Here is a 16,195-nt window from a genome sequence, read left to right as displayed (position 1 = left end):
TCTGTTGTGAGAGAACAAGAAAACCCGTTCCACCCGCCAATTTGCTCCAACCCGACCGAGTGAGCAGGGGTGCGTAGCAAACGTCTCACCCCAGCGAGTGGTACCACCTCAACACCCCCGATGGCCGGAGCCGCGGCGTCGAGTGCCGTCTGGCAATGGCGCACAGCTCGAGGGCGAGGTGAATGTTGCCTCCCACCTTGATCAGAAATTGTTGCGCCGTCAGCCCGGCCATGGGCGCCCGGCTGCGGCTGACACCGCCCCGAAAACACCGAGGCAGTTCATCCAAGCTGGTGGGGTGTTCTGGCCACGAAACATGGAAGGGCACTTGGCGTTCGTAAAGCCGCTGCGGGCTCGCTGGCTGGGTGGGTGCTTGCATCTGGCTCTGGACAACTACTCGGTCCACAAGTGCGGTGAGGTGCGGAAATGGTGTGTGGGCATTGAGGTCGAGTTATTCGTGCCGAACCATTCGTCGTGGTTGAACCTGATCGAGTGCGAGTTCGCGGCGTTCCGTTGCTTCGCGCTCAACGGCACCGATCGCCGCAGCCATGTCGTGCAGGCTGCGGCGATCGGCGGTAACACCCGCTGGCACAACCAGCGAGCCCCCGACCCGAACTTCACTGTCGGTGCGAAGATCCGGCGGTCGAATTACCCAACCAAGGTCGCCTGACGCGGCACTAGATGATTCCCAACCCGGCTGCGGAGTTGTACAGCAACCAGTCGTACCAGAGCTGATACCGCGCCTGCGGCGCCTTGGTCTCCAGCATTCGATCCGTGCTGTCCTTGCGGCCGGAGCTGACCCATACGCTGTCGTACGAGCCGATGTGGGCAGTTACAGTGAGGGGCCGGAATACAGTGTCCCGCCATCCCGAGGAAATGTAGTCGATCAGCTCACCGAATACCCAGGCGGCAATGGTTCCAACCACCAGCCCAAACGACCCTCCGGTGGTCTTGCCCACCTTGACAAGAGCGTCCTGAACCTGCTTCTTGATCTCCTTCGTGACCCGGTCCAGAAATGTTTGCATGGCCTTACCATTGTCCCGTTCGACTAGCACGAGTGTCACGAGATAGGCCTTGGGGAAGGAATTTCCGCGCTCGGTGATATTGAAGTTCGTGAAGGTCCGCGGGGGATTGTAGTGCTTGACGTCCTTATTGTCGAAACTTCCGAGTTTGATCGGCTTGATGGTTTTTGTGTCACCACTTTCATCGACGGATGTGCCACCGAGCCACATGTCGTCTTCGCCGATATGACCGCCGAACGGGCTGTTGGTCTCGTTGGCGCAGCGGATCTGGGTCACCCGCAGCAGGAGGCTGTCCGACCGCGTCGCTCGAGCGGGCGCATGCTGCGGGATCATCCCGCCCAATGTGCCGAGGAACGCCGAATTTTGCAGTTTCGCGAGGTCCGCAGCGGAGAACTTCAGGTTGGGGATGGCGAAAGCGGAGCCTTGCGAGGCGATCGGAGTCCGTGTCTGCAGATCGACCCCGGCCAGTTCCCCGAGATGCGCCGTGCGGATCGCAGTGGTATTCACCCGCCGGATAGCGGCGACTCCGGCGGCGGCCCGCTTCCTTTCTGGCATGGTGTCGAACCAGGCCGCCAGAATGTTCTCCGCGGAATCTCGTTGGGTGGGCAGCGGGAACCGCGCTGCGTCGGCAGCGTGTGCGGCGACTTTGTCTGCCGCCAGTTCGAGCTGGCGGACTACTCGCTCGCCAATTTTGCGCAGTTTCGGATCGATGATATCGCCGAGCTGCGAATCAATGCTGTTGATGGCCATGTCGATTTCCTTTCGTGTTTCATCACTTCGATGAGAACTCGACACTATGTATGAATTATTTGGCGCACTTCGGTGCTGACACCGAAAAGGGCACCGTGGTAGCCCGGATGTGGTCGGCGCGTTCGCGACACATGCTGCTGTGGAAGGCGATGAACGGCTGCAGTCAGTGGCCCGTGCGTAGATCGAAGGAAGTGCTCCGGATGTGCGGAATCAACGACAGTTCGAGGTCGGCGGTGGAGCGCGAGCGCACGGCCGTCATCGATGCGGTCGACTATCTGCGGCCCCGGATAGCCGCCGCGCACGATCCGCGCGTCGTGTGGTGGCCGAGCTCGATGGCCGAGGAACGGGAGACGCGCCTCACGATCGGACTGATCGAAGGCGGCTTCGATCAGTCGGTTGCCGACCTGGACGGCGCCGGCGTCACCGTCCGGTGGTTCGGTGGCGGACGGACCGCCCCACTGTGGTTCCGCGAACACGGGGCCTTCTCCGCATCGCTGTTGGTCGGACAGGGCGTGGTACGACTGCACGGAATCGTGCCACGTGCGCGCCTGAACGTTGCCTGCACCGCGTCGGCGGACGGCGTCATCCGGCCCGATGATGTCGCCACCGCCATTCGATGGCTGACGTCTTCGGGTGCAGCCGTGATCGTGATTCCGCTGGGCCAGCACGACGCCCATGCCGGACTGATCGCCGCGCTGCGGGCAGCGACGCACGCCGGGATCGCGGTGATCGCGGCAGCGGGCAACTCGGCAGCAGGGCCGATCCTCTTCCCGGCGAGTGACCCACGGTGCCTGGCCGTCGGGGCATGCACCGCGACTGGTGTGCTGCTACCTGGTTGTGTGAGCGAACCGCGGGTGGACCTGTTCGTGCGCGGCGACAGGGTCCGCGCACCTGTCCGCGGACGGCTGCTGCGAACCCGCAGCGGGACCTCGGTCGCGTGTGTACTCGCCGGAGGGCTCGCGACTACTTTGATGACCGAATACGGCCGGACAGCTGCGATCGAGTACATGGCGCGGCGGCGGAAATCAGTTAGGGATTGAAGTGGCCGAGGCGGATGCGCAACAAGCGCCGCATCGAGCAGGCCGAAACCGGCGTGTGAAGGCGTCGTTCCCGGATCAGATGTGGGCGTTGGACTCCAGGTGGTTGTCACCCTCCATCCTGAACCGGATATCTAGGCTCTGCCCATGACCGTGGTGCGCTCGATCCTGCTGTTCGTCTTGGCTGCAATCGCGGAGATCGGCGGGGCTTGGCTGGTCTGGCAGGGAGTGCGTGAGCATCGTGGCTGGGCATGGATCGGCGCCGGAGTCATCGCCCTGGGGATCTACGGTTTCGTCGCAACGTTGCAGCCCGACGCCAACTTCGGACGCATCCTCGCAGCCTATGGTGGCGTGTTCGTCGCCGGATCACTGTTGTGGGGGATGGCGCTTGACGGCTTCCGTCCCGATCGGTGGGACGCAGTCGGCGCGGTGATCTGCCTGGTCGGTGTCGCGATCATCATGTACGCGCCGCGCGCCGCTTGATCGGCTAGTCAGTCGCACGACACATCGTCGGCGGCAATCGGTAGATGGACAGATTTGCTGGGCAGGTCCGGGGAAACCGTCGGGGTAGGCGAGACCGCGAAAACTGTTGCGGGCGAGCCGCTCCTATTGCTGAATAGCCTCACGGATCTGATCGGCCAGCACCTGGTTGCCGGCGGCGATGAACTTGCGGCGCGTACTCATTGCCTTGTTTATTTCGGGCAGGCTGTTGAGACCGCAATCCATCGAGATCGGGTTACCGTCGAGGTCGATTATCACTCCGCCCGCAGCATGCAAAATATAGTGGCCGGGCGACAGATCCCAAATGGAAAATCCTTTTGCGAATTCGACGGTCGCATCAGTGAACCCGGCAGCAACATGACACAAGCTGATGGAGCCGAAATCAACCCCGATACGCCCTCTTCTCTTGCCATCCTCCGATGGTGCGCTCAGCGCATCCAAAAATCGTTGCTGTCGAGCCAAGGGCTTGAAACGCTCGTCGGGGCGCATCGAGTAGTTCGTCACCAGCGCTCGGGAAAGCTGGGTATCCGAGTGCATGTTCAGCACGTGGCGGTCTCCGCTCGCGGTGATCATGAAGGCACGATCAGATCCACCTTCGCGTACGGCTGCGTAGAGCTGAACATGATGAAAGATGTCGCCGACAACCGCAATAATCGGCCGCTTCAGAGACCGTGAGTAGACCATAATATGGGTGTAGCCATGCAGGGATCGAACAGCCAATTCGCTCGTATCCAGTGGATCGACCAGGATGCAAAGGTCTGGTTCCGGGTCGGTTCCCACGACTAGTGGGTCAGCCTCTTCTGATGCGTATATGAATGACGGGATCTGCTTGGCTAGAAGTTCTTTGTAGCGGTCGTGCATCCACAAGTCGTAGTTCGACAAGAAGTTGTCGTCGTGTCGGACATTCTCGGTTTCCGAACGATGCCCGCTCAGTGCGGCTCGTACAAGGCGAGGCCGTATCTCGCCCATCATGGTCGTTACCATGTTGGTGATCTGTTGCGCCAGCTGAATTGTGTTCTCGTCACTCATGGAAACGTCACCTTTGCTCGGATCTAGCGCAGTTCCAATGGAGGTTCAATGCCGGGAGGGCTCATCGTTGCGGCAATAAAAATGGCTTCGAATTCGGCAGCGCGCATAATAGAGGCGCCGGTCAAGTCATCGAAATTCTCGACGTCCAGTCGGCGGTCTTTGGTCATTGCGCCGAAGACGGCGAAATACAGTTCAGCCTTGGGGTAGCGCTCACGTAGTTGTCGAACGAGGTAGCCGATTACATCAGCGTGCTTGACCTCGAAGTCGCAGATGATGATCGTAGGGGCGCGTTTTGCTTCCGGATAGAAAGAAGCATCATCCAAAGCTATGCCGTCGCGCGACTTGTTGCATCGCAAATATCCGATTCGACATCGAGAAAACCGGGATGAGGCAAGAAACGTGGCCATCACCAGGCCCGCCTCATTGACTCCGAAACAAATATCCATATCCAGACGTCTTCCCAGGTTCTTGATCTGCTGGGTCAATTGTTCGACGCCGTGTCCAAATGTTTCCCAAGTCAGATCTATCAATCGTCCAGGTTGAGGATTTAGCAGGGTGAACACGTCTATCTCAGGGTTCCCGTATTCGACAGTAGGAACCGTCAATGCGAACGCTGGGCCGATTTGGCTCACCCGATCGTGCTGGGCGGTGAACTCGTTGCGGATCGTGTCATGCTCGTGCGATGCCGCAAGTGCTGGTTTCTCGCTTGAAACCTTTCCCACTGAATATTGTTTTAGTGCCAGTTGATCTTCGATAGGCAGCCGCTCGTAGGCTTCGGCGACCAGTTCCGTTGGGCTGATGTGCTCCTCGGCGACGCCCAGCGGCCCTCGTCCGTAAGCCGCACACAAGATCAGCAAACCTGACATCGGGGGCGGGGAACCCTGCCCCCGGCGGCGCGCCCATGATTCCCAGGCATTGACAGATGTGCCGCCCAGGCTGGTCTGGTTGCCGGTCACGTCGTTGTAGCGCGCGGCCGCCTGATCTTGGGATAGCCCAGCCGCGTAGCGGTGTGCCTGCAAACTCGGCACGTCCGGGTACTGGGCCATCAGCTCAGCCGCCGCGCTCTTTACCGACCCCAGCTCCGTCCACAGTTTCTTGCCCCGTGCTGCGAGCTCACGGCCACGCGCTTGTGGGCTCAGTTGGGGGGTCGTGCGTGTGGTTACGTCCGGTGACCGCGATGAGTTTCCCAAACCGACAGCCCTTCACTCCAGGAGCACCAATTTGTCAGGGAGGTTACCCATCGAAATGGGCAACTACTGCCCTTCGCGCTATCTGCGCAGGTCAAACCGCCTACAAACCCGTTGGGGTTCGTCCTGATCATCAGGTGTGAGCACCCCTGGCCGACTGCGACTCTGATTGGCAACAACCACGCCCATAGGAGCAAACAGCCATGACGGGCTTCGCGCACCATCAGCGCCCGGCGAGAGACGACATGCTACCGACCGCCCAACCACCGCCTAAACCGCGCTGGAAACCATTGTGGCCGAATCTATCAGGGGGAGCGATGGGTGCGGCAAACCTGACCGATGTCGAGCAAATGGTGCTTGATGTCCTTACACCGGGTGGCCTGCTCACCCTCGATACCCTCGCCAGCCGTACCGGCAGGCGGGTGTGGGAAGTGCGCCGGGCGGCCAACTCGTTGCGGATGAAGAACCTTGCATGGGCGAATCGTCGCGGACAGTGGGCCGCCTCATGATGGCCAACGAGAACATCAACCCCGGCGAGGGCGCATGCGCTTTCAGCCGATCGCTCACCGATCTGATCGACCTGCTCGAGGCTATGACAGTGGCCGGTTGGGTCACGAGTGTGCCGCTGGACTCCCAGACAGCAGTCGGGGGTGCCTCGATGCGCGCTGTTTCCGGCGCCGGGTCGCTCAAGGAATTCCGATGACCCAAACCAGCCCGCTCGCCTCGGCCTACGCGGAAACCCCGCGGTCACGCTGTGAGTTCTACCGCCGCGTGTGTTCGCTGCCGACCGTGATCGACCCGGCGACGGGCCGAATCACGATGCGGGCCGGGTTCGTCGGTGCGGTGATGATGCCCACCGACCTCGCCCAGCGGGTCAAGATCAGGCTCGATCTTCGTGGCGTCGCGCCGTTGCCGATCATCGGCCACCCCCGCGCGCATATGTGGACGTTTCTGGTGCGCTCCGATATCCGGCCGATTGGTGACCCCGCCGACGAAGCGCGGTTGTGGAAGGCGCGGGTCGTCGTGATCGGAGACGGCGACATCGCCCTACCGTCCCCGGCGCCGGACGCGCTGATGGTTCGCACCTGGGTATCTCCGGCCATCAGCAAGTTCCGACCGTCGGGGTCTGTCGTCCTCGAATGCGCCCGTGAGTGCCTACTGCGGCCGAGTCCACAATGAACTACGGCGGTAGCTCACCGCGCCCCGACGAACCTGACATCCGCATCGCAGTCCAGCTCTGTTGTGTTCGAATGGAGTTCGTCGCCTGTCTGACTGCGGCATTGGTGTTCGTCTGTGATGTGACAGCTCGTCGCCCCGGCGTAGTCGCTGTCGACTCCCAGCACTGTGCGGGGCTTCCGAGACTGCCGAATGAACGCTTGTATCTGCTGCCCTGACCTTCTGGCCTGGCGATGTCGCTGCACCTCGGCCTTGCCGCATGCGCTTCCAAACCACCTGAATGTCATCAGGCCGACCGGCGACCCAATGTCGGAGGAGCCGATCGGGACCGATATCCATTGCAAGGGAACCGGATTCACCTTTGCGGCGTCTAAGTCGTTGAAGGGGCTTCCACGGCGAAGGCGTCGAAGAACTCCAACGGTGCAACAACTCGACAGGAGTCGACTCGTGCTGATGACCTACGACGCGGAAGCGACGCCGCGATGACCTATCCCCAAGGCCTCGCTAGCTTGCCCATCCAATTCTGTTGCACCGCAACAACAGGCACAACTTGCGATGCCCAAACGGCAGGAGCCCGCAATGACCACCGCCGACCCGTACCGGCCCACCCCCGCGCGCCTGCACAATGCGATCCTCGGTGGGAAGGACCACTACGCGCCTGACCACGCGCTGGCTACCAGCCTGGCGACGAACAACATCACGCCCGCGATCACCGAATCACGCCGGTTCATCCTGCGCGCCGTCGAGTACTTGATCGACCAGCACGGGGTTTCCCAGTTCGTCGAACTGGGCTGCGGCTACCCGCACGCCCCGAACATCCACGAGATCGCAGGAGGCCGGAACGACGACCTCACCCGAATCCTCTACATCGACAACGATCCCGTTGTCGCCGCCTACGGCCGTGCCCTGCTGACCGGACCGAACCGCTTCTTTACCGATACTGATCTGACCGACACTTCGGCTGTGCTCGGCGACATCATTGCGGTGATGGACACAGCCAGGCCGATCGCGGTGTTTGTGTCGGGGACCGCGGAACTGATCAGTGACGCTCCAGCGATGGTCACGGCGTTGACCGACCGCCTTGCTTCCGGGACATGGATGGTGTTCACCCACATCACCGACGACGTCCACAGTCACCAGATCCACTCAGCCGCCGAAACTTTCCGCAGTGCGGGCATCGCCTTCCACTCACGCGGGCGCGACGAGATCACGGACATGCTCACCGGGTATCGGCTCGTCACGCCCGGCCTCATCGCCCCACACCGGTGGCGGCCCATCCCCAGCGGCGGGGTGCGCGCACTCTCCACCACGCCGCGACACCGCGCGGCGTCGGATCTGAGTGCTTACGCCGCAGTGGGCCGACTCCACCGATGACCGCACTGCGTTCACTGCCTCTGCCTCGCTCCCAACGCGATCTGGACGACAGTGGGCAGGAGGACGTCCGCCGGGGTCGGCGTCAAATGGTGACAACGACTTTGCCGGTGTGGTGGCCCTGTTCCAGGTAGTGGTGGGCGGCGACGATGTCGTCGAGGGTGAACACGGTGTCGACGATGGGGCGCAGTGCGCCGGTGCGGATGCCGGCGGTCAGGAACGCGGTGATGCGGTGCACGGCCGCCGGGTCGAGGGTGTGTTCGAAGCTCATGTACCGGATCATGGTGATCGGGCTGGCCGGATACGGTGCCGGCCGGGGATCCAGCCAGCCGACGGTGATCAGCCTGCCGCTGAATCGCTTGGCCGCGTCGGCAAGTTCGGCGAGGCCGGGACCCATGACCGAGTCCAAAATGATGTCGGCGCCGATGCCGTTGGTGTGACGGTGGGTGGCCTCGACGACATCGTCGCGGTCGGTGACGATGACGGCGGCGGCACCGGCCGCCAGCAGGGTGCGTTCTTTTGCGGCGCTCCGGGTGACGGCGAGGGGGATCGCGCCGATCTGGTTGGCGATCTGGATGGCGGCCAGGCCGACACCGCTGGAGGCTGCGGTGATCAGGACATGGTCGCCGGGTTGCATCCCGGCCTTCTCGACAAGCGCGCCGTAGGCGGTGGAGTACGCCACCCACAACGCTGCCGCACTGGTGGCATCCAGTCCGGCGGGCCTGGCGACGACCCGGTCGGCGGGAAGGATGAGGTGTTCGGCGTAGGTGCCGTTGGTATCCATGTCGGGCACGGCCGTGACGATGACCGCATCACCGGTGGCCCATCCTTCGACGCCCGAGCCGAGGGCGTCGATCGTGCCGGTCGCTTCGATGCCGAGGCGGGCGTGTGGCAGGCGGATCGGTCGCGGTGACATGCCCGCGCGGATCATCTGGTCGAGCCGATTGATACCGATGGCTTCGACGCTGATCCGCACCTCGCCGGGGCCGGGGTTCCCGACCGGTTCGTCGACGATCTGCAGGACTTCGGGGGTGCCGGTCTCATCGAAGACGACGACTCGTGACATGGGGGCTCCTGACCGCTCATCTATTTCTCGTACAGTCGTTCTATAAATATAGATAGTACAGTCGTTCAAGGAATGTCAATCGTGGTGGATCGGGAGGCAAGTGATGGCAGGACGTCCGGTCGACTATCAGCGCAGGGACGAATTGCTCGACGCGGTAGTGGATTACATGGTCGAGCACGGGCTCTCCGAGTTGTCGTGGCGGCCCGTCGCCGCCGGCCTCGGCGTCTCGCCGACCACGCTGGTGCACCACTTCGGCACCAAGGAGCAGATGCTCCAGGTCGTCCTCGAGCGGTTACGACGGCGCATGTTCGCCGCGACCAGTGACGCCGCGGGTCCGCATCCCGACCTGGCAACGGCAGCGCGTGCGGTCTGGACGCGAACCTCCGACCCACGCATGCAGGCGGAGTTCCGGTTGTTCTTCGCCGCCTACGGACGCGCCCTGCAAGCTCCCCAGCAGTTCGCGGACTTCCTCGACCACGTAGTCACCGATTGGATGACCTCATTGCGCGAGGCCCCCGACGTTGACACCGAGACCGCAGCTCGCACAGCCACATTGGTGATCGCGACGATTCGCGGACTGCTGCTCGACCTTCTCACCACCGGCGACCGGAACCGGGTCCAGGATGCTGCCGAAAGCTTCCTGAGCGCCCTCGAACGCCGACCCTAATCCTCGCCAACCCCTTGTGAGGCAGGGCAGCAGGTGGCGCGAAGGTTGGAATGGATCGCCAGCACGGGTAAGGGCGAACTCCGGGTCCTCAGATCACAGGCGTTGATCCGCGCGCACTGTGGCCAGTACCTTCCAAGCCTGTAGTGCCGCACCGAGATCGCGGACTGCGGCGGGGTCGGTGAGGGAGCGGCCGGTGAGTTTCTCGATGTGGCGGAGGCGGTAGCGCACTGTGTTGGCGTGCAGGTAGAGGCGTTCGCCGGTGGTGGCCGCGGAACCGCCTGCGGCGAACCAGGTTTCGAGGGTTTCCAGGAGGCGGTGGCGGTCGTCGTGGGGGAGGGCGAGTACCTCGTGTAGGCGCAGGTCGACCATGCGCGCTGCCTCCAGTGGTGCGGCGGCGACCACCATGCCCAGCGGATTGTCGTCGAATCGGGCGACGCCGGAGGTGTGATCGCCGAGGCCGACCACCGCGAGCCGGGCGAAATGCAGGGCCTGCGGGGTGTCGGTGAGTGACTCGTAGGGTGGGCTCATGCCGACGCGCGCTCGGAATTTGCGCAGCGTGGCCAGCGTGGTGGACTCCTGATTGGCCGGGAGCGCGAGAACGCCGATCTGCTGATCGGGGCGCAGTCGCCAGGCGGAGATGATCTGCGCACGGCGCAACTCGGTCTCGATGCCGGGCAGCGCCTCCCGGCCCGCGGCGCTGACCTCCGCGGCGACCACCACATAGCGCCCCCGCGGCGGCAGCCCGAGAACACGCGTGGCCTCGCCGAGGGTGGCCGGGTCGGCGATGACGCCGGTGAACAACGCCTCGACCAGCACCGACCGCTCGTGCTCACGCTGCAGCACGAGTTCTGAGCTCATCTCCCGGTAGGCGGCCGCGACGGCGACGGAGTACTCGCCTGCCAGCGCCCACACCTCGGCCGCCAGATCGACGAGGACGGCGTCGGTGACCGCCGGGTGACGTCTGGCCTCGGCGACCAACTCCGACCACAGGAATTCGAATCCGATCCGGAAGGCGTGCAGGGTCTCGGCCAGCGGCACACCCTGCTGGGCGCGCAGCCTGCCGGTTTCCTTCGGCGGCTCGGGATCCACCGGTTCGGCGGTGGTGAAGTGCTGCACCATCAGCGTCAGATTGCGGGTGCAGGAGGTGTGGATCGTGTCGAACGGAACCTGGTTCTCGTTGCGGTAGGTCTCGAGTTCGTCGACGAATCGCCGGGCCAGCTGTAGTCCGAGGTCGTCGATGCGCGCGAGCAGTGCCGCGGCGACGTCGACGATCGGGCTCGGTGGCGATGTTCGGACCATTTCCGCAGCTTACCGGGGGTGCGGTTGTTCCCGCGGACAATGCTTTCGCGGCGATGTTGTCCGGCGATCCATGGGATCGCGGTCACAGCGGTGCGACGATTTTCGCGTTGTCGACCGCTTTCGTCCCCGAGGATCTGCCGATGCCCGCTCTGAGCGAGAACCTGCTCCACTCCGCGCTGCGCCACCCGAACCAGCCGGCGCTGCGCTCGGGTACGACCGTGCTGACCTACGACGAGCTCGAGGAGCGCACCGCTCGGGTCGCCGCCTTTCTGCGCGAGCGCGGTATCGAGCGGGGGGACCGGGTGGCGCTGATGCTGCCGAACGTGCCGGAATTCGTCGTGCTGTACTACGGCATCCTGCGATCCGGCGCGGTGGTCGTGCCGATGAACCCCTTGCTCAAATCGCGCGAAGTTGCCTATTACCTGCGGGATTCCGAGGCTGCGCTGTTGTTCGACTGGGTCGACGGACCAGGTGAGGGTCCGCATGGCGCGCGGGAAGCCGGGACCACGGCGCTCACGATCGATGCCGACCTCTTGGCTGAATTGCTCGCCGGGCACGACCCCTGCCGCGACGATCGCTCGATCACCGCCGAGGAACCGGCCGTGATCCTCTATACCTCCGGCACCACCGGCACGCCCAAAGGCGCCGCGCTGTCGCATTCCGGGTTGGTGCACAACGCCGACGTCTATTCCACAACCGTGCTCGATATCGGCACCGACGACGTGATCCTCGGCTGCCTGCCGCTGTTCCACACCTTCGGGCAGACCTGCGCGATGAACGCGGCGATCCGCAGCGGCGCCTGCCTGACCCTGGTGCCGCGCTTCGAGCCCGCGGCGGTCTTCGAGGCGATCGCGCGCGATGGTGTCACCGTGTTCGCCGGTGTGCCGACGATGTACTCGGCGCTGCTGCACGACCCGGGCGCCGCCGAGGCCGATGTCTCGACGTTGCGGCGCTGCGTCTCCGGCGGCGCCTCGCTGCCGGTGGAGCTGTTGCACGGCTTCGAAAAGCGTTTCAGCTGTGTGATTCTCGAAGGCTACGGGTTGTCGGAGACCAGTCCGGTGGTCGCGTTCAACCGTGCGGGACAGCCACGCAAACCGGGCTCGATCGGTACGCCGATCCCCGACGTCGAGGTCGAACTCGTCGACAGCATCGACGGAATCGGCGAGATCGCGGTGCGCGGCCCCAACGTGATGCTGGGGTACTGGCGTCGACCCGCCGACACCGCCACGGCGATCCCCGACGGCTGGTTTCGCACCGGTGACCTCGCCCGCCGCGACGAAGACGGCTACCTCTACATCGTCGACCGCAAGAAGGACATGATCATCCGCGGTGGCTACAACGTGTATCCGCGCGAGATCGAAGAGGTGCTCTACGAGCATCCCGAGATCACCCAGGCCGCGGTTATCGGGATCGCCGACGCGCATCTGGGCGAGGAGATCGTGGCCGCCGTCGCCCTGCGCGCCGGCGCGACCACGACCGGCGAGCAGATCCAGGAATTCGTCCGGGATCGGGTCGCGGCCTACAAATACCCGCGGCAGGTGTGGTTACTCGACGCCCTGCCGACCGGGCCGACCGGCAAGATCCTCAAACGCGCCATCACCGGTCCGTGAAAGCCACCGTCGCACAACACTGTCCGCACATCACACAGGAGTGATCCATGTTCAGCTACCCCAGCAGTGACGGCACCACCATCCACGTCCGGTCCTGGCTGCCCGTCGGCGACGACGTCACCGGCGTGGTCCAGATCGCGCACGGCATGGGCGAACATGCCGCGCGCTACAGCCATCTCGCCGAACGTCTCGTGGCGCTCGGCTACGCCGTATACGCCGCCGACCATCGCGGACACGGACACAGCATGGCCGGCGCACCCGGTGACCTCGGCGCCAACGGCTGGAATCTGCTCGTCGAGGACATGACGGCGCTCACCACGATCCTGCGCGAGATCCATCCCGATCGGCGGGTGGTGTTGTTCGGGCACAGCCTCGGCTCGTTCGCGGTCCAGCAGTACCTGCTCGATCACGACGCGCTGGTCGATGCCGCGGTCCTGTGCGGTACCACCGCGGTGGATGAACTGTTCGTCGAGATCGCCGCCGCCGACGGCGACCTGCTCGCCCTGTTCAACCGGGAGTTCCAGCCGACCCGCACGCCCGCCGACTGGCTCAGCCGCGACGAGGCCCAGGTCGATGCCTACCTGGCCCACCCATGGTGCGGGTTCGAGATCGACGCGGTGAATATGGCATCGCTGGCGAAGCTGGGCAACGAACGGCTCGCCCGGCCCCGCGGCATCCGGGCAGACCTGCCGCTGTATGTCATGGTCGGTGGCAGCGACCCGCTCAATGACGGTGTGCGACTGAGTGATCTGCAGGTGCAGCGCTACCGTGACGCCGGGCTCACCGACATCACCTACCGCGTCTACCCGAACGCCCGCCACGAAATCCTCAACGAGATCAACCGCGACGAGGTGGAGAACGAACTCCTCGCGTGGATCTCGCGGGACCGTATTCCGGCGATCTAGGTGCCGTCGCGTCGATACCGAACGACCACGGCCCTTCGGTATCGAGAGCGATACCGAAGGGCCGTGGTGGTCGGTCGGGGGCGGAACTCAGTGCACAGCAGCGACTTCCGGTGCGGAAACCACGCTGAGCAGAGCGTCGACGAGGGTGTCGATCAACGCGTCGGCGCGTTCAGGCGACAGGAGCCCGTCGATGTAGCCGAGATTCAACGACAACGCGTCGGTGCCGTGACCGACGGTCAGCATCATCAGACCGCTGATCGACATGCCGGAGACTACTTCGGCGCCGGAGACAACCCAGTTCCCGATACGGGCAGGGAAGTCGCGAGTGTCGACGAAGGTCAGGCACAGATTGCCCGGTCCGCGGGCGTCCAGCAGGCCGACCACCTTGTCCGGTCGCGCCGGTGTCTTGGGCAGCATGAAGCCGATTCCACCCAGGTTGGCCAGGTGCTGGCGCTGTTCGATACGACTCGCGAAGTCGGTGGCGAACGCGGTGGCCGTCTGCCACAGCGGCTGTCCCGCCGGTGTGGGCAGGGCGATCATCGCCTGGTAGGCGCCGGTGTGGGTGGCGTCGAGCGGTCGCTCGAGCTGCTCGCGGAACAGTACCGAGACACCGACCGGGAAGTGGGCTTGCGGTGCACCGGCATCGTTTCCGGCCGCGCGCGCGAGTGCGGCGGCGACCAGACTCGACAGCGGTACGTCGTGTTCAGCGCAGGCTGCGAGGAGCGCCTGGTACTGGGTCCCGTCCACCACCCGCCGCGTCAGCTTGGTGAAACGCCGCGTGGGCGCGACTTCGGTGCCCGCGCTGACTCGCACCGGTTTGACCCGCAGATCGCGCACTCCATCGGCCGCCAGCCGGGCGATGGCCCTGCGCTTGCCTCGCCAGCCTTGGAACGGCCGGGGGAACAACGCTTCCGGCGCGGGGGGCGCGGGCACCTCGGCAACCCAGCCGGCGGCTTCGGCGGCGAGCTCGAGCACCTGCCGGGCGAACGACAGCACGGTCACCGCGTCGGCGATGGTGTAGGTGGAGGTCAGCACGAGGTCGTGGACGCCCGATGCGGCGGTGATCAAGGTGGCGCGCAGCAGCGGTGCCCCGGCCTCGAATCGTGTCCGCAATTCGGCGTCGACCTCGGCGGCCCAGTCCTCGGAAGTCACCTCGCGCAACGGAATCGGCTCAATCGCCACCGGGACGAAGCGTGGATTGCGGCCGTCATCGCTGCGCACCTCGGCATGCAGCATCGGATGCCGTCGAGTCAGTGCGGCCAGACCGGCACGGACCGTATCGGCGTCGAGATCGCCGGTGACGCGCACGCGCGACACGATGTGCAGCGGCGCAACCTGATCCACCGTCCAGTGCCAGCGTTCGAGCGTGGACAACGGCCGTGGCAGTGCGGCGACCGGTTCGAGATCGCCCAGACCGGGCCACGTCATCGGTTCGGCGAGACTGGCCTGCAGTTTCGCCTCGTTGCCCTTGGCGATGAAGCCGTCGCGAACGACGATCAGCGCCCGATTGCGGGTCTGTTCGAGCCGGCCCAGCTTGCGGGATCCGTCGACGAGCATCGTGGTGCGCGGAATCCGCCGCTGTTCGTAGACCCGCAACGCGGTCACGGCGTTGTCGTGGGTGGCGAGCGCGTGCGCGAGCACCACCGCGTCCTCGATGGCAGAGTTCGCGCCCTGGCCCAGGCTGGGCAACATCGGGTGGGCGGCGTCGCCGAGCAAGGTGACCCGGCCGCTGCCCCACGCGGTCAGTGGCGGACGGTCCTGAGCGGGCAACGCGAGAATGTCCGATTCCGTTGTGGCGGTGATGATCTCGGTGATCTCGGGCGCCCAGCCCGCGAATCGGGTGAGCAGATCGTCTTTGCCGTGCGGCCAGTCCGCGGCCTGCTCGGCGGTGGTGGTCAGGGTGGCCCACCAGTAGACATTGCCGTGTCCGATGTCGTGGATGCCGAAGCGCATGCCCCTGCCCCAGTAGTGGATCGAGGCGCCGGGCTCGATCGCCGGGTGCGCGAACGGCACCAGCGCCAGCCAGCACACGAACTTGCCCGGTCGCGGAGCCTCGGCGCCGTGCAGCTGGGCGCGGATCGCGGAGTTGATTCCGTCCGCGCCGATCAGCACGTCGGCGCTCAGGGTGCGGCCGTCGGCGAACTCGACCTGCACCGCGTCGGCGGTCTCGGTGAACGCGACCGCCTCGGCGCCGAGCTCCACCCGCAGGTCGTCGCCGCAGGCTGCCAGCAGCACGTCGTGGAGGTCTTTACGGGCGAGTGCGACTGCGGGAGCACCCAATTCGGCGTCGATGCCGGACACGTCGACGCGTCGCATGTCCGAACCGTCGGGCCGGCGGAAGGTGAACGACCGCGCCTGTGCGCCCGCTCGGAGCAGTTCCTCGTCGATGCCGAGATCGAGCGTGCGCAGGGCGTTCATCGCGTTCGACTGCACCGACAGACCGAATCCGGCCGCGCGCAGTTCCGGGCCGCGCTCGCACAGCACGACATCGATTCCGGCCCGGCGCAGGGCCGCGGCGGCGGTGAGACCGCCGATGCCTGCGCCGACCACTAGTGCCGACTTCACGGGAGAGTTCACT

The 16,195-nt window shown here is 64.8% G+C and carries 15 protein-coding genes; 9 read left to right on the top strand and 6 right to left on the bottom strand.

Annotated elements, in window-relative coordinates; translation table 11 throughout:
- Positions 1-142 precede the first annotated feature (142 nt).
- Positions 143-667 carry a hypothetical protein gene (locus ACFULV_RS05095; protein WP_378653319.1) on the top strand — a complete coding sequence of 175 codons (525 nt, stop codon included), beginning with the start codon at positions 143-145 and terminating at the stop codon, positions 665-667.
- Between the two features lie 7 nt (positions 668-674).
- On the opposite strand, the gene ACFULV_RS05090 is transcribed toward ACFULV_RS05095, so the two are convergent.
- Positions 675-1,769 (bottom strand): hypothetical protein, encoded by a 1,095-nt coding sequence (locus ACFULV_RS05090; RefSeq protein WP_378653316.1) that lies wholly within the window; start codon positions 1,767-1,769, stop codon positions 675-677.
- A gap of 14 nt (positions 1,770-1,783) precedes the next feature.
- Here ACFULV_RS05090 and ACFULV_RS05085 point away from each other — a divergent pair, with 14 nt between their 5' ends.
- Both ACFULV_RS05085 and ACFULV_RS05080 read left to right on the top strand, forming a co-directional pair.
- On the top strand, positions 1,784-2,809 hold the full coding sequence (locus tag ACFULV_RS05085; RefSeq protein WP_378653314.1) for a S8 family serine peptidase: 1,026 nt from the start codon (positions 1,784-1,786) through the stop codon (positions 2,807-2,809).
- 144 nt (positions 2,810-2,953) lie between these two features.
- Positions 2,954-3,289: a YnfA family protein gene (locus ACFULV_RS05080; RefSeq protein ID WP_378653311.1), complete on the top strand. Its 336-nt coding sequence runs from the start codon at positions 2,954-2,956 to the stop codon at positions 3,287-3,289.
- Positions 3,290-3,412: 123 nt separating this feature from the next.
- Here ACFULV_RS05080 and ACFULV_RS05075 read toward each other — a convergent pair whose 3' ends face one another.
- Both ACFULV_RS05075 and ACFULV_RS05070 read right to left on the bottom strand, forming a co-directional pair.
- The gene (locus tag ACFULV_RS05075) at positions 3,413-4,336 is read right to left on the bottom strand and encodes an inositol monophosphatase family protein (protein WP_378653309.1); all 924 of its coding nucleotides are present in this window, start codon (positions 4,334-4,336) and stop codon (positions 3,413-3,415) included.
- Positions 4,337-4,359: 23 nt separating this feature from the next.
- The gene (locus ACFULV_RS05070; RefSeq protein WP_378653307.1) at positions 4,360-5,382 is read right to left on the bottom strand and encodes a hypothetical protein; all 1,023 of its coding nucleotides are present in this window, start codon (positions 5,380-5,382) and stop codon (positions 4,360-4,362) included.
- Between the two features lie 613 nt (positions 5,383-5,995).
- Here ACFULV_RS05070 and ACFULV_RS05065 point away from each other — a divergent pair.
- From ACFULV_RS05065 to ACFULV_RS05055, 3 genes are all read left to right on the top strand, one after another.
- Complete coding sequence (locus ACFULV_RS05065) at positions 5,996-6,226, top strand: hypothetical protein (protein ID WP_378653304.1); 231 nt, start codon at positions 5,996-5,998, stop codon at positions 6,224-6,226.
- Positions 6,223-6,702: a DNA-directed RNA polymerase subunit beta gene (locus ACFULV_RS05060; RefSeq protein ID WP_378653302.1), complete on the top strand. Its 480-nt coding sequence runs from the start codon at positions 6,223-6,225 to the stop codon at positions 6,700-6,702. Before ACFULV_RS05065 ends, ACFULV_RS05060 begins: the two co-directional genes overlap by 4 nt.
- 576 nt (positions 6,703-7,278) lie before the next feature.
- The gene (locus ACFULV_RS05055; protein ID WP_378653300.1) at positions 7,279-8,073 is read left to right on the top strand and encodes an SAM-dependent methyltransferase; all 795 of its coding nucleotides are present in this window, start codon (positions 7,279-7,281) and stop codon (positions 8,071-8,073) included.
- A gap of 82 nt (positions 8,074-8,155) precedes the next feature.
- Here ACFULV_RS05055 and ACFULV_RS05050 read toward each other — a convergent pair whose 3' ends face one another.
- Positions 8,156-9,136, bottom strand: a complete 981-nt coding sequence (locus tag ACFULV_RS05050) for a zinc-dependent alcohol dehydrogenase family protein (protein ID WP_378653297.1) — start codon at positions 9,134-9,136, stop codon at positions 8,156-8,158.
- Positions 9,137-9,239: 103 nt separating this feature from the next.
- Between ACFULV_RS05050 and ACFULV_RS05045 the strand changes: the two genes are divergently transcribed.
- Positions 9,240-9,803, top strand: a complete 564-nt coding sequence (locus tag ACFULV_RS05045; RefSeq protein WP_378653295.1) for a TetR/AcrR family transcriptional regulator — start codon at positions 9,240-9,242, stop codon at positions 9,801-9,803.
- A gap of 93 nt (positions 9,804-9,896) precedes the next feature.
- Here the strand turns inward: ACFULV_RS05045 and ACFULV_RS05040 are convergent, their stop codons facing one another.
- Entirely contained in the window at positions 9,897-11,102 is a 1,206-nt protein-coding gene (locus ACFULV_RS05040; protein ID WP_378653292.1) for a PucR family transcriptional regulator, read from the bottom strand.
- 140 nt (positions 11,103-11,242) lie between these two features.
- On the opposite strand from ACFULV_RS05040, the gene ACFULV_RS05035 reads away from it, so the two are divergent.
- Both ACFULV_RS05035 and ACFULV_RS05030 read left to right on the top strand, forming a co-directional pair.
- Positions 11,243-12,712: a long-chain fatty acid--CoA ligase gene (locus tag ACFULV_RS05035; RefSeq protein ID WP_378653290.1), complete on the top strand. Its 1,470-nt coding sequence runs from the start codon at positions 11,243-11,245 to the stop codon at positions 12,710-12,712.
- Positions 12,713-12,759: 47 nt separating this feature from the next.
- Positions 12,760-13,617 carry an alpha/beta fold hydrolase gene (locus tag ACFULV_RS05030; protein WP_378653288.1) on the top strand — a complete coding sequence of 286 codons (858 nt, stop codon included), beginning with the start codon at positions 12,760-12,762 and terminating at the stop codon, positions 13,615-13,617.
- 87 nt (positions 13,618-13,704) lie between these two features.
- On the opposite strand, the gene ACFULV_RS05025 is transcribed toward ACFULV_RS05030, so the two are convergent.
- Positions 13,705-16,194, bottom strand: a complete 2,490-nt coding sequence (locus ACFULV_RS05025) for an FAD-dependent monooxygenase (RefSeq protein WP_378653286.1) — start codon at positions 16,192-16,194, stop codon at positions 13,705-13,707.
- Between the last annotated feature and the right edge of the window lies 1 nt (position 16,195).

It is taken from the genome of Nocardia sp. NPDC057272 (assembly GCF_042668615.1).
Taxonomy (GTDB): Bacteria; Actinomycetota; Actinomycetes; order Mycobacteriales; family Mycobacteriaceae; genus Nocardia.
This window is presented reverse-complemented; position numbering and strand designations above follow the sequence as displayed.